Here is a 13,462-nt window from a genome sequence, read left to right as displayed (position 1 = left end):
TAAAATGTTATAAAACTTAAAATTATTCACAACTCAAATTAGCGGGAGGGCAACATGGCATTATTTGGTTTGTTTGGCAAAAAAGGGAATTCTGAGTCCGGTGAAAAAACCGGAAGTGGTTTCTATCTCGAAGGTAATGTAGCCCAAGGTATGGGAGATATTGACAGATTCAAGGATTTACCTCCGGTGAAAAAAACCTTCCCCGTTGAAGTTGAAGCCCCTAAATCTACAACAGCAAAGGCACAGAATAATAGTTCAACAGTTTCTGATACTGTTGCTGAGGAATCATCCAGTAAGACTGAACGCCGTCGTGCGGATAAGAGCATGGATATGTATCGTAATCTTGCCCGGGAAATCAAGAAACCGTAACCTCCAGCCACCAGCAATTTAACTTTGAATAGGGTTTAGAACTTGTCTCCAGTTATAGTTCTAAACCCTATTTTAGTTTTATGGGAGAGAAATCTCCCCTAGATCAGTGTAATAATCGATACAAATAATAGATCAATAAGTTTAGACAATTGACATATAGGGAATCAGGATTAGTCTTTGTTTAGTTAATTCAAGGATGTAACCAATATGTTATCAAGTGAGGAACGGTTAGCTATGATTAAGCTTAATGATTATTTTAATCTCGATGAAATTCATGCTGTTCAAAATATTAGTGCGGCGGTAATTAATCTGAGTGGTCGTCAACGAATGTTATCCCAACGAATTGCTTTATTTTGTTTGCGGTTAGTCAATCATAAAAATTTAGCAGAAAGAGAGCAAGTTATCACGATTTTACAAGAGAATCTCCGAAGTTTTGAAGAATCTCATCAAATGTTGATCTTTGGTCAGTTTAATCACAGTTTACAATCTAATTTATCCTCTGCCATTCATAAAATATATTATCTACCTCCCTATAACTTAGATCAACAGGTTAGGAATTATATTGCTGCGGTTAAATCCCTTTTAAGTACGCCAGATCAGGAGTTGGAACTGGATAATTTAGATATGAAATTGATTATGATAGCAGCTTCGGGTAAATTATTAGATGCCTTAGATGCTGTTGTAAGTCAATATCAGTTTGAAAGTGAGGTAGAGCAATTAGAATTAGAAAAACAACAAATTTTATTATATAAAAAAAGCTGTGAAACCACGGCGATCGCCTATGCTCAAGCCCAAAAACTCTCTCATACCTTAAAACAACTCAAGGAAACACAAGCGCAGATGTTTCATCAGGAAAAAATGGCTTCTTTGGGTCAACTGATTGCCAGTTTAGCCCATGAAATTAATAATCCTGTTAACTGTATTTATGGAAATATCAATTGTATTGATAACTATATTCAAGATTTAATTTACATCCTGCAACTGTATCAAAAACAATGTCCTCAACCCATTGCAGAAATTCAAGCCTATATGCAAGGGGTGAGTTTGGAATTTCTAATTGAGGATTTACCTGAAGTTTTTAATTCCGTCAAAATATCTGCGGATCGAATTTTTGAAATTGCCCGATCCCTGAGAAATTTTTCGCGTAAAGATGAATTAACAATAAAACCAATTAATTTACATGAAGGGTTAGAAAGTACGTTATTAATTTTAAAAAGTCGTTTAAAAGAAAAATCTAATCGCCCGCAAATTATCATTCAAAAAGACTATGGGAATTTGCCTTTAGTTGAATGTTATAGTGGCAAAATCAATCAAGTGTTTATGAATCTTTTAGGTAATGCTATTGATGCTTTAGAAGAAGCGACACAAAAATGGGAAAATGGTCAGGAAACTCCTATAATTCATATTAAAACAGAGGTGATCCAACCCGATAGAGTTAGGGTGAAAATTACCGATAATGGGTTAGGAATGGATGCGGATGTAAAAATGAGGCTATTTGAACAGTTTTTTACAACAAAAGCCATCGGAAAAGGTACGGGACTCGGACTATTTATTAGCCGTGAAATTGTTGAAGATTATCACGAAGGAATGCTATCATTTCAATCTGAATTTGGCAAAGGAACCGAATTTATGATTACAATTCCGATTCAATTTAGTTCCTCAGCATCCCTAAATTGTTGCTTAGATTCTATGACCTGTTCTTAACTGAAATAGATATAATTGTTTAACGGATTTGCGATCGCCCAATTCCGCGACGTGGGTTTTGGGTTGACCGATGATCGGCTAAAGAAATCACCGGGGCTTGATTTTCTTCTCTAGCTACCCGAATTAATAACCCAGCTAAAGCTAAACTAGCAATCATGGAACTTCCCCCATAACTAAATAGGGGTAAAGGTAAACCTGTAGTTGGTAAAACGCCCGTTGCTACCGCAATATTTAATAAAGATTGTCCTACCATCACCACCATCACTCCCACCGCTACTAATTGATGTTCAATTTGTCTGGCTTTCATCGCCACTCGTAGGGCTAGGGTGGCATAAATTGTTAACAATAATAACAATAATATTCCCCCAATAAAGCCAAATTCTTCCGCATAAACCGAGAAAATAAAATCACTATATTGAATCGGTAAATAATATAATTTTTGGTGAGATAATCCTAATCCCGTTCCCCAAAATCCACCGGAACCCACCGCCAAAAGACTTTGAACTAACTGATATCCGTCTCCCATCGGATCAGACCAAGGATTTAAAAAAGATAAAATTCGTCGTCTTTGATATTCTTTAATAGTAACACTTAAAATAGCTAAAAATATCCCACCTAAAGCCGTTCCTCCTAAATAGGAAAAAGGCAGTCCCGCCGCTAAAGCAACTAACCAAAGAGTCATCCCACAAAGGGCGGTGGTACTGAGGTTTGGTTGGGTAAGAATAGATAATAAAACTATCCCAAAAATTCCTAACCAAATTAACCGAATTTGCCAATTTAAACGATACCAATTGGCAAAAAAACGAGCGCTTTGTAAGACTAAAAACGGCTTCATTAACTCCGAAGGTTGAATCGGAATTGGCCCAATTGAAATCCAGCGTGTGGCTCCATTAATAGTAGTTCCTAACCCCGGAACTAAAGTCAGAAATAATAGTCCCAGAACAATTAAAACCCCCCATTGGGCAATTTTCAACCAAAATCTCAGGGAAGATTGAACAATAAAACTAAATCCGACTAATCCTACGGCTGTCCAAATTAATTGACGTTTAAAATAATATAATCCATCTCCGGTGTTCGCGTAGGCAATGGGATAGGAAGCGGAAAACATCACAATTAAGCCCACAAATAACCAGAGAAAGGTTATCCAGTGTAACCATCGGGCTTCCACTGACCAATGGGTTACAGAAGATTCCAAAAAGGGGAAAATTTTCCTTAAGTTCATCCCAAAAGTATAACCGTAATAATTAACAATTAACAATTAACAATTATTAATTATTAATTATTAATTGTTAATTATTAATTAAAAAGGTAGGTCTAGCCCACCTTTTTAATCAGATTAAATTCCGATTTAACCTAATAACGCCTTCACTTTAGCCAAAACATTATCAACGGTGTAACCGAATTTCTCCATCAACACACCACCCGGAGCAGATGCCCCAAAGGTTTCAATGCTGATGGTGTCACCTTCGCTTCCGGTGTAACGTTGCCAACCGAAACTACAACCCGCTTCCACCGCCAGGCGTTTGGTCACAGCTTTAGGTAACACAGATTCTTTGTAAGCAGCATCTTGTTCTTCAAACAGTTCCCAACAAGGCATAGAAACCACCCGAACTTTTGTCCCTTGATGGGTTAATTTTTCGGCAGCTTCCACACACAGAGAGACTTCGCTTCCAGTTCCGATCAGAATTAAATCGGGAGTTCCGTTACTGTCGGACAGAATATAGGCCCCTTTGCTGACCGCATCAATCGAGCTACCGTTTAAATTCGGTAACGCTTGACGAGTTAAAGCCAACAAAGTCGGACGATGACGGTTTTCCACCGCGATTTTATACGCACCAGAGGTTTCGTTACCATCAGCCGGACGCATTACCAACAAGTTAGGAATCACCCGCAAGGAGGCAATGGTTTCCACAGGTTGGTGAGTGGGGCCATCTTCCCCAAGGGCGATCGAGTCATGGGTCATCACATAGATCACACCGACTTCCGATAACGCCGATAAACGAATCGCTGCCCGCATATAGTCAGCAAAGACTAAGAAGGTAGCACAATAGGGAATTAATCCCGAACCGTGCAAGCCAATCCCATTACAAATCGCCCCCATTCCGTGTTCCCGAACACCGAAACGCAGGTTACGATTTTGATATTGTCCTTTTTGGAAATTACCAAAACCCTTGATCTCCGTTAAGTTTGAGTGGGTTAAGTCCGCCGAACCCCCAATTAATTCAGGAATAGCCGGAGCTAAGGCATTCAGACAGCCTTCAGAATATTGACGAGTGGCTTTACCTTTTTCTGCGGGAGTGAATGTGGGTAGGGCTTTTTCCCAACCTTCGGGGAGTATTCCACTAGTGCGGCGTTCAAATTCCGCGGCTTCTTGGGGATATTTGGCTTTATAATCTTCCCAAGTTTTATTCCATTCGGTTTCCAGATTAGCCCCGCGTTCAACAGCTTTGCGGGTATGGGCTAAGGCATCTTCAGGAATTTCAAAGGGTTCATAGTTCCAACCCAGGTTTTTCCGAGTCGCGGCAACTTCATCCGTACCCAAGGCAGCACCGTGAACTCCGGCGGTATTTTGTTTATTAGGAGAACCGTAACCAATGATGGTGGTGACTTTAATGAAAGTGGGTTTATCTGTGACAGCCTTGGCTTGAGCAATGGCGTCAGCGATGCCATCTAAATCGGTATTCCCATTTTCAACGTGCAGAACGTGCCAGCCGTAGGCCTCGAACCGTTTGCTCACATCTTCGGTAAAGGAAATCTCGGTATTTCCATCAATGGAAATATGGTTATCGTCATAAAGGGCAATTAATTTACCCAGTCCCAGGTGTCCAGCTAAGGAACAGGCTTCACCAGAAACCCCTTCCATGTTGCAACCGTCACCCAGGATCACATAGGTATAGTGGTCTACCAGTGTAGAATCAGGTTTATTGAAGGTCGCCGCCATGTGAGCTTCAGCCATCGCTAACCCAACGCCATTGGCAATCCCTTGACCCAAGGGGCCAGTTGTGACTTCCACACCCAAGGTTTCAAAGTTCTCCGGGTGACCGGGAGTCACAGAACCCCACTGACGGAATTGTTTAATATCATCTAAAGTGACGCTATCATATCCCGTTAAATAAAGGAGGGCATACTGCAACATACAGCCATGACCTGCGGACAGGACGAAGCGATCGCGGTTATACCATTTAGGATTTTTGGGATTGAACCGCAGAAACCGATCCCACAACACAAAGGCCATCGGCGCGGCACCCATGGGAAGTCCGGGGTGGCCGGATTTAGCTTTTTCTACCGCATCAATAGCTAGGAAGCGAATCGAATTAATGCAAAGTTCTTCAAGTGATTGGGCTGCAACAACCATAATTATGTTATCTGTAGACTTTAGTGAGTGCGTGAGCGCGGATTGTATAGAATAGATTCTATGCCATAAGTCGCTCTGGAATTACCATTAGACCGCACCACAATCATCTCACCACTTGGGACACGCAAGCAACCCAATTCTTAATTTTCTGTCAAAGTTGATCATTTAGCTAACGCATAAGAGGTGAATTTTGTCAATACATCGACCCGTTAATTGTCATGCTCTCCCAAAAACTCTGACGTTGCAGTGGCAACAAACCGCTTAATTTTTGTCAATCTCCCAGGATTTTTCAGGGTTTCGACTATTATTTTTGTCCATCGTCACAACAATCCTCTGGGAGAGTTTTTTCTAGCATGGCTCAAAGCCTTCGGTTTCCTCAAGTAATTGCAATCTATTTTCAATAAAAAATTCGATTTTTCTCTAATTCTTTTAAAATTCAAAACAAATAGATATTATTTGTCGGTTTTATTGATTAAATGTTATCAAATTATCCGGCAAATAAGGTTTCTGAAAAAAGTCAGAAGTTAAAACAGAAACCCTATTTCTTTCAGCTAGGTGTTTGATGTTCTTTTTGTTTCTTCTGTAAATTGTGCCTGATTTCTTTGATCTCCCCTTTCCCGAATTCTTTTAAAAATGTTGCTCAATTAATCCTGAAATTTTGTGCGGTTCAACTTTACTATAATGGGTTTTATCGGGTAACATCACAATATTAGGGCCAGACTTACATTTTTTCAGACATCCTGTTTTTTGAATAGTCACTTGATCTTCTAATCCCCGTTGTACTAACTCTTTTTCTAAGATTGCACAAACCCGATCTCCCCCCCGTTTTCGACAATCTGATTTTTGACAAACTAAGATTTTTGCGGGTTTAACAGTAATAACTGAAGGCTCAGTTAAAGGAATTTCGCCGTCTTGATGAATTTGAGAATTAAAAGCAACTGATGGGGTTAGAGTTGATATCGGTTTTGAACTCGAAAGCACCCGCGTAGCTTTCAGCTTAATTTTTCCGGTTTTAAAATCTTGTTTTTTCTGACCTGTAACCTTTACTTGATAACCCGGGGCTAAATCAGAAATCCCGATAATTCTGGCTTGTTTGGAAATTTTAATTAACAATAATCCCAAAGAAGTCATCAGGGTAATTACTTTAGGTTTTCCATCTTTAATCCCAACATTTTGAATCGTCCCGGTGAGATTGAATTCCATATTTAATGAATGGGTTGACATGATTGAACTCTATTTTGAATCATGAGGACAAACCAGCCCACGGATCAAGCCCTAGACTCTGATCGGTGAACCTATGTTGACCAGGATACCTCAAATAAAAATTATTCTCAATAGGTTAAAGGAAATTTTTCTAAAAAGAGGGCGAGAAGACCTCACCCCTAAAGTTTTTTAATGTTCAAACTATTGAGACAACTGATTTAGACTTGCTATAGATTAATGACCATTAACAATAATCCGATGGTTAAAAAAAGAAATGCACCCTGAACTAAACTAGCAATTAATCTTGAATAAAACTGTTGATTTTAATTTAACTTCCGACCCGACAAACATAGACTAACATATCTTGAGTTGCTTGACTTTGGGGAGAATAAGTGGTATCATATCTCAGGACGTACCAAGTATTGTTATTACAGTTAGCCGCCGCCTGAAGGGTTTCATTACCGATACTGTAAACAAATCTGATTCCTTCTCGGGCTGAAGAAATACTATCCGCATCAACATAAATTTCTTCTCCAGTTGTTGCTTTCCCAATATATACCCAATTCTCGGCCCAGGCTGGATAAACAGCAGTAACTAGGCTGACCATTGCACCCATTAGAACACCGACCATGGATTTCTTCACGATTCTTCCTCTATAGATGAGTTTCGTTACAGATTAGCCGAGAATTGGAGATGGTGGGATAAAACTTTAGATAAAGTTAATCTTTTTATATATCAACTTGATACGGGGTTAGACATCAATGTTTCGACTTCTAACTTCTGTTTATCAATTAAATACAGTTGATCTAATTGTGTCCAAACTTCCTGCAATAAAGCATCTAAACCCATTCCAGCCACGGCGGAAATCATAAAAATAGGGCTTTGATTTAACTCTTGCAATTGAGAGGCAAGGGCTTGAATTTCTGAACTTTCAGTATCAACCGCATCCACTTTATTAAAAGCCACAATTTGAGGACGTTCTCCTAATCCTCTGCCATAGGCTTTCAATTCCTCTTGAATCGTATGATAATTGCCAATGGGGTCACTATCGGTAATATCAATTAAATGTAATAAAACCCGAGTTCGTTCAATATGTCGCAGGAATTCGTGACCTAGCCCCGCCCCTAAATGGGCACCTTCAATTAACCCCGGAATATCAGCAAAAACCGTCCCGTCTCCCGTGGGTTTTCTGACCACTCCCAAGTTAGGAATTAAGGTGGTAAACGGATAATCGGCAATTTTAGGACGGGCGGCGGATAAGGCAGAAATCAAGGTGGATTTTCCGGCATTAGGTAAACCAATAATTCCGACTTCTGCTAATAATTTTAATTCTAATCTTAACCGTCGGTTTTCCCCTTCTAATCCAGGTAAAGCATATTCGGGGGCGCGATTTCGGTTACTTAAAAAATATTTATTTCCTAAACCTCCTTTCCCTCCAGCTGCGACACAAAATTGTTGATTTTTTTCGATTAAATCCCCTAATATTTCATCGGTATTAGCATCATAAACCACTGTTCCCAAGGGCACTTCAATTATACAATCCTCTCCCTGTGCCCCGGTCATGTTTTTCGGGCCGCCTCGTTTGCCATCATCGGCTTTAAATTTATGGTTATATCGAAAATCTAAGAGGGTTTGGAGGTTTTCCACCGCGACTAAGATCACCGAACCGCCTTTCCCGCCATTGCCTCCGGCTGGCCCCCCGGCGGGAACATATTTTTCTCGTCGAAAAGCAACGACTCCATCGCCTCCTTTTCCGGCTTCGACTTCAACTTCAACCTGATCAATGAATTGCATTTTATTTTATTGTATTTGAGATGAGTAAGATATTTGAGTCTCCCATTATTCCTTAAAAAATGGGGAGTTTTACCTCCCTCCTGTTCCCCCCTTATTAAGGGGGTTAGGGGGGATCTGAACCATTGCTAAAAATATTGATTTTTAGCTCCGATTTGCCTGGAAATAATAATAAGTTGCCATCGGAACCACCGTCGCCACGATTAACAAGACCACTACTATAATTGTAGCACTGGCATCGTCAGTTTCTTCGGCGGATTTAAAGGTGCTTTCCACACTAATATTATCTTGTTCTATGGGGGGGCCGGGATCGGGTTCTCCCGATAAAACAGTAGAGATGCGATCGCTCGCTGCAATAAACGCCTCATTATATTTATCGCCTTTGCGAAGCGGATATTTTAGGGTTTTTTCCACCACACTTTCCGCTATTTCATCGGTTAATAAGGATTTAGTTTTTTCTCCGGTTTGGATCGCGGCATTATTGGTGAGTAAATCCAAAACTAATAGGGTTTGATTAGTTGCAACTTCAGGAGTCGGATACCATTTTTGAAAGACTTTTTCACTAAAAGTTTCAATGGTTTCTCCATAATCTAAACGGCGAATAGTTAAAAACCGAACTTCATATCCGGTTTTTTTAGCTAACTCAGATAAGCTATTATTTAAACGTCCTTCCGTACTGCGGCTAAGAACGCCATCGAGTTCCACAACCCAGGTTTGATCACCGGAGGATACGGTGGGAACTTGATAAACTCCCGTGGCTAAAGCAGGAGTTGCTGAAAATCCCAGAATTACTGTTAAAATCAAGGAAATTATGAATCCTGGTAATAAATTTCCCCGATTTAATATTGTTTTAAGCTGTTGTATCATGGTCGAAATTGATGATATAAGTACAGTCTTGGGTGATACTAACTATACAAGATCCTGGGGGTAAGTTGACGGTTGAGCGGTTGACGATTAAGACCGGTAAAAAATCCTATTTGCCAAAACCCAGATCCCTAACCTATTGTCAATCCCACCGCAACCATGAACAATGAACTTAGAACTGATCTCTCCCCTATCACCTTATGTCAAGTTTGTTTGATGTTGAACATCTGAGGGTCGCCTATCCCCACTCCCGATCTCCTCAAATTTGGGCGGTGGATGATGTCTGCTTTTCCCTACAACCGGGAGAACGTCTGGGACTGGTGGGGGAGTCCGGTTGCGGAAAATCCACCATTGGCCGGGCGGTGATGCGGTTGTTACCCACCACCAGCGCAATTGAAGGACAGGTGCGGTTTGAAGGACAACCGGTGTTTGGGATGGATGAAAAACGGTTGCAAAAGTTTCGCGGGGAGGCGGTGGCGCTGGTTTTTCAAGACCCCATGACTCGCCTTGACCCGTTGATGACTATTGGTGATCATTGTTTAGAAACTCTCAAAGCCCATCGCCCTCAATTATCCAATTCCCAAGCTAAAAATAAGGCTTTAGAAGTATTAGAATCGGTGAAAATTCCCGCTAACCGTTGGTCACAATATCCCCATGAATTTAGTGGGGGAATGCGTCAACGGGTGGCGATCGCTTTAGCTTTATTACTTGACCCGAAATTAATTGTAGCCGATGAACCGACCACCAGTTTAGATGTGACGGTTTCGGCTCAAATTTTACAGGAGTTAACTCGACTGTGTGAACAACGGGGAACGGCTATTTTATTAATTTCCCATGATTTAGCCATGGTGGGGGAATATTGCGATCGAATTGCGGTGATGTACCAAGGGAAAATGGTGGAAATGGGATCATCAGAAACGGTGTTTCAAAATCCCCAACATCCCTATACTCAATCCTTATTAAAGTCGGCTTTACATTTACAGGATATTGAAAATAAAGCGGTTAATCCTGGCTTGGAAACAAGTACATCTGCGACTAAACCCTTATTATCAATTAAAAATTTACAACAATATTATACCCTAGAAGCCGGATTTATTCAACAACTTTTTTCTAAGCAAAAAAAATCGGTGATTAAGGCAGTAGATGGGATTAATTTAGAGTTATATCCTGGGGAAATATTGGGTTTAGTGGGAGAATCCGGTTGTGGCAAAAGTACCCTCTCCCGAACAATTTTACAACTGATTCGGGCGACCCATGGAAGTGTAGAATTTTTGGGCACAGATTTAACTCAATTATCCTCCGAACAAGTCCGAAAATATCGCCGTCAAATGCAGATGGTCTTTCAAGATCCCAATGCTTGTTTGAATCCGATGATGACGGTGGGAGAAAGTATTGCTGATCCGCTTTTTATTCATAAATTAGCAACTCCAGAGCAGGCAAAAACCCAAGTTTTAGCCATGTTAGAACGGGTGGGATTAACGCCAGCAATGGAATATTATCAACGGTATGGGGGGGAATTATCGGGGGGACAACAACAACGGGTAGCGATCGCCAGAGCTTTAATGACTCGTCCTCAATTATTGATTTGTGATGAACCTGTAAGTATGTTAGATGCGAGTATTCAAGCCCAAGTTTTAGATTTAATGTTAGAATTAAAAGCAGAATTTAATTTAACCTATTTGTTTATTACCCATGATTTATGGGTAGCTCGGTTTTTATGCGATCGGATTGCGGTCATGAATGGTGGTAAAATTGTTGAATTAGGAGAAACAGAATCCATATTTACTAATCCCCAACATCCCTACACCCAAACCCTATTATCTGCTATTCCTTCCCTCGCCAAAACAATACAATAATCATTTGTAGTGAGGCGTTTACGCCTCTATTCTATCTTTGTTAACCACCTAAATTATTATGAAAAAATTAGTTTTAATCGGTGGAGGACATAGCCATGTGATCGCCTTAAAACAACTAGGGATTAACCCTTTATCAAATGTTGAATTAACCTTGATTTCCGATGTGATTCAAACCCCCTATTCAGGAATGTTACCCGGGTATATTGCCGGGTTTTATAGTTTCGATCAATGTCATATTGATTTACCGTCCTTAGCTGAATTTGCTCAAGCTAAACTTTATATTGATTCAGCAATTGGTTTGGATTTAGCAAAAAATCAGGTTATTTGTAAAAATAATTCTCCCATTCCCTTTGATATTTTATCTATTGATATTGGTAGCACTCCCAAAACCTCAACAATTCCTGGGGCGATCAAATATACAATTCCTGTTAAACCCATTTCTCAATTTTTGCAATACTGGGATCAATTAATTCAGGAAATTAAGCAAAATCCGCAAGAAAAAATGAGATTAGCGATTGTCGGTGGCGGTGCGGGAGGGGTAGAATTAGCTTTAAATATTCATAGCCACCTAACGCAAATTTATCAACAGTTTAATCAACCTTTAAATCAGTTAGAATTACATCTGATTCATAGCGGTAATCGGCTATTATCTGAACGTTTAAGTCAAAAGGTAGAAACTATTCTAAAAAATCGTAATATTCATGTACACTTAAATCAAACTGTTAATCAAATTGAGCAGAATCAGGTTAAAATAATTAGCTGTACATCGGGGTTAACCCTCGAATGCGATCGCATTTTTTGGGTAACACAAGCATCAGCGTCTCCCTGGATTCAAGAAACAGGACTAACAACGGATCAAAGAGGATTTATTCTCGTTAATCATTACTTACAATCTATTTCCCATCCCCAAGTTTTTGCCGCCGGAGATATCGCCACAATGGTTAATTATCCTCGACCTAAAGCGGGGGTTTTTGCCGTGCGTCAAGGTCAACCTTTATTTGAGAATTTAAAACGAAGTTTACAAGAAAAACCCCTAAAACCCTTTATCCCTCAAAAAGAATTTTTAATTTTAATTGGCACAGGAGATAAAAAAGCGATCGCATCGAAAGGAGGGTTGAATCTTGGGCCTAATTCTTTATTTTGGCGATGGAAAGATTATATTGATCAAAAGTTTATGAAGCAGTTTTGAAATTTAATATTAAAGATTAAACTTTTTTATAGAATAAAAAATTTAAAAATTAAATGATAATTCAGAAGTTGGCTATGCCATCGTATGTTATTTCTAACTGGAGAGTCCAGTATTGGCAGAAAAATCAAGCCCCGCTAAAACATCAGGTTCAGAATGATTTTCGACCCAGTTCAGAAAACTTTCTGGGGCTGTTTTAAACTGAACTAAGAGGCGTAGAGTCGCGGCGGGAATTTGATGTAGGAGTTGGGGAGAAGTTAAACATAAAGCTTGAAATTGAGGATTACTCAAAACAGGTTTAGGAAACTCATTAAGTAACTCAATTAAGGTTTCTTTAGGAGTATTCGGGTTGGTAGCCACCAAATGACGAGTGGCAACATCCGCACTAATTCCTAAGATTTTTAAGACCTCGGAAGGGGCGTTAGAATTATTAGCAACCAGTCGGGATAATTCCGTACTTCTTTGACTCAGTTGAACTAAACGTTCACAGGAAGTTGCCGGGTTGGCGGCTTCTTGTTGCAGAATAATGCACTCTGGTAAAATCATAATTTTCGACCAAGGTTGAGTTTATGACATTAAAGTTTTTTTATTCATCTGCGGGTAATTTGGATTTAATTTGTGCAACAAAATCTTTATGATCAACGACGGGTTTAGGAATATAACCATCGGCTCCACTACGCGCTAAAAAGTTTTCCCGATCGCCCGTGGTCGCATGGGCAGTCACTAAAATAACTGGAAGTTGAGCGGTGGCGGGGTTCGCTTTTAACATTTGGGTAATTTTAATCCCATCAACGGCTTTCCCTTCATAATAACTATTGGTTAAAGACACATCCATTAAGATCAGATCCGCTTGTTTGTTTGCCGCCATTTCCATGACGGTTTCCACATCTTCAGTATGTTTTGCCAGTAACCCGCCACGTCTGGTTAAAATCCGTTCAAAGACTTTCCAGTTAACGAGATTATCTTCAACAACTAAAATGGTTCTCATCATGGTCTTACCTCTTGGGGAAACCCTATGTCATCTATCTATAGTTCAAGTGTGTTCGATATCAGCTAAACTGTCGATAGGGATAAGTTCAGGAGTTCTGAAACCTTCTCTATGACTGAATAAAACCTGTTTGATGCCAGTTAGGA

The 13,462-nt window shown here is 39.9% G+C and carries 12 protein-coding genes; 4 read left to right on the top strand and 8 right to left on the bottom strand.

Going from position 1 to position 13,462, the window contains the following annotated elements:
* The first annotated feature begins 54 nt into the window (after positions 1-54).
* Together AC2D3N_RS09295 and AC2D3N_RS09290 are read left to right on the top strand one after the other, a co-directional pair.
* Positions 55-369: a hypothetical protein gene (locus AC2D3N_RS09295; RefSeq protein WP_079677576.1), complete on the top strand. Its 315-nt coding sequence runs from the start codon at positions 55-57 to the stop codon at positions 367-369.
* A 207-nt stretch (positions 370-576) separates the two neighbouring features.
* The gene (locus AC2D3N_RS09290) at positions 577-2,073 is read left to right on the top strand and encodes an ATP-binding protein (RefSeq protein WP_484693439.1); all 1,497 of its coding nucleotides are present in this window, start codon (positions 577-579) and stop codon (positions 2,071-2,073) included.
* Between the two features lie 19 nt (positions 2,074-2,092).
* Here AC2D3N_RS09290 and ftsW read toward each other — a convergent pair whose 3' ends face one another.
* From ftsW to psb32, 6 genes are all read right to left on the bottom strand, one after another.
* Positions 2,093-3,295, bottom strand: coding sequence for a putative lipid II flippase FtsW (ftsW, locus tag AC2D3N_RS09285; RefSeq protein WP_484693438.1), 1,203 nt, complete (start codon positions 3,293-3,295; stop codon positions 2,093-2,095).
* Positions 3,296-3,421: 126 nt separating this feature from the next.
* On the bottom strand, positions 3,422-5,428 hold the full coding sequence (tkt, locus tag AC2D3N_RS09280) for a transketolase (RefSeq protein ID WP_484693437.1): 2,007 nt from the start codon (positions 5,426-5,428) through the stop codon (positions 3,422-3,424).
* A 627-nt stretch (positions 5,429-6,055) separates the two neighbouring features.
* Positions 6,056-6,652 carry a (2Fe-2S) ferredoxin domain-containing protein gene (locus AC2D3N_RS09275; RefSeq protein ID WP_484693436.1) on the bottom strand — a complete coding sequence of 199 codons (597 nt, stop codon included), beginning with the start codon at positions 6,650-6,652 and terminating at the stop codon, positions 6,056-6,058.
* 307 nt (positions 6,653-6,959) lie between these two features.
* A complete protein-coding gene (locus tag AC2D3N_RS09270) occupies positions 6,960-7,274 on the bottom strand; it encodes a hypothetical protein (protein WP_484693435.1) in 315 nt (104 codons plus the stop codon).
* 92 nt (positions 7,275-7,366) lie between these two features.
* Positions 7,367-8,425, bottom strand: a complete 1,059-nt coding sequence (obgE, locus tag AC2D3N_RS09265) for a GTPase ObgE (protein WP_079677572.1) — start codon at positions 8,423-8,425, stop codon at positions 7,367-7,369.
* Between the two features lie 141 nt (positions 8,426-8,566).
* The gene (gene psb32, locus AC2D3N_RS09260; protein ID WP_484693434.1) at positions 8,567-9,289 is read right to left on the bottom strand and encodes a photosystem II repair protein Psb32; all 723 of its coding nucleotides are present in this window, start codon (positions 9,287-9,289) and stop codon (positions 8,567-8,569) included.
* Between the two features lie 197 nt (positions 9,290-9,486).
* Here psb32 and AC2D3N_RS09255 point away from each other — a divergent pair, with 197 nt between their 5' ends.
* On the top strand, positions 9,487-11,142 hold the full coding sequence (locus AC2D3N_RS09255) for an ABC transporter ATP-binding protein (protein ID WP_484693433.1): 1,656 nt from the start codon (positions 9,487-9,489) through the stop codon (positions 11,140-11,142).
* A gap of 58 nt (positions 11,143-11,200) precedes the next feature.
* Complete coding sequence (locus AC2D3N_RS09250; protein WP_484693432.1) at positions 11,201-12,331, top strand: FAD-dependent oxidoreductase; 1,131 nt, start codon at positions 11,201-11,203, stop codon at positions 12,329-12,331.
* Positions 12,332-12,424: 93 nt separating this feature from the next.
* Here AC2D3N_RS09250 and AC2D3N_RS09245 read toward each other — a convergent pair whose 3' ends face one another.
* Positions 12,425-12,874, bottom strand: a complete 450-nt coding sequence (locus AC2D3N_RS09245; RefSeq protein WP_484693431.1) for a hypothetical protein — start codon at positions 12,872-12,874, stop codon at positions 12,425-12,427.
* Between the two features lie 40 nt (positions 12,875-12,914).
* Positions 12,915-13,316: a response regulator gene (locus AC2D3N_RS09240; RefSeq protein WP_079677965.1), complete on the bottom strand. Its 402-nt coding sequence runs from the start codon at positions 13,314-13,316 to the stop codon at positions 12,915-12,917.
* Positions 13,317-13,462 lie beyond the last annotated feature (146 nt).

The organism is Planktothrix sp. PLAVEN19ND (assembly GCF_057220675.1).
This window is presented reverse-complemented; position numbering and strand designations above follow the sequence as displayed.

Excerpts from the sequence above, each read along its gene's own strand:
- AC2D3N_RS09295 (WP_079677576.1), top strand. The coding sequence starts at position 55 with ATGGCATTATTTGGTTTGTTTGGCAAAAAAGGGAATTCTGAGTCCGGT.
- AC2D3N_RS09290 (WP_484693439.1), top strand. The coding sequence starts at position 577 with ATGTTATCAAGTGAGGAACGGTTAGCTATGATTAAGCTTAATGATTAT.
- ftsW (WP_484693438.1), bottom strand. The coding sequence starts at position 3,295 with ATGAACTTAAGGAAAATTTTCCCCTTTTTGGAATCTTCTGTAACCCAT.
- tkt (WP_484693437.1), bottom strand. The coding sequence starts at position 5,428 with ATGGTTGTTGCAGCCCAATCACTTGAAGAACTTTGCATTAATTCGATT.
- AC2D3N_RS09275 (WP_484693436.1), bottom strand. The coding sequence starts at position 6,652 with ATGTCAACCCATTCATTAAATATGGAATTCAATCTCACCGGGACGATT.
- obgE (WP_079677572.1), bottom strand. The coding sequence starts at position 8,425 with ATGCAATTCATTGATCAGGTTGAAGTTGAAGTCGAAGCCGGAAAAGGA.
- psb32 (WP_484693434.1), bottom strand. The coding sequence starts at position 9,289 with ATGATACAACAGCTTAAAACAATATTAAATCGGGGAAATTTATTACCA.
- AC2D3N_RS09255 (WP_484693433.1), top strand. The coding sequence starts at position 9,487 with ATGTCAAGTTTGTTTGATGTTGAACATCTGAGGGTCGCCTATCCCCAC.
- AC2D3N_RS09250 (WP_484693432.1), top strand. The coding sequence starts at position 11,201 with ATGAAAAAATTAGTTTTAATCGGTGGAGGACATAGCCATGTGATCGCC.
- AC2D3N_RS09245 (WP_484693431.1), bottom strand. The coding sequence starts at position 12,874 with ATGATTTTACCAGAGTGCATTATTCTGCAACAAGAAGCCGCCAACCCG.
- AC2D3N_RS09240 (WP_079677965.1), bottom strand. The coding sequence starts at position 13,316 with ATGAGAACCATTTTAGTTGTTGAAGATAATCTCGTTAACTGGAAAGTC.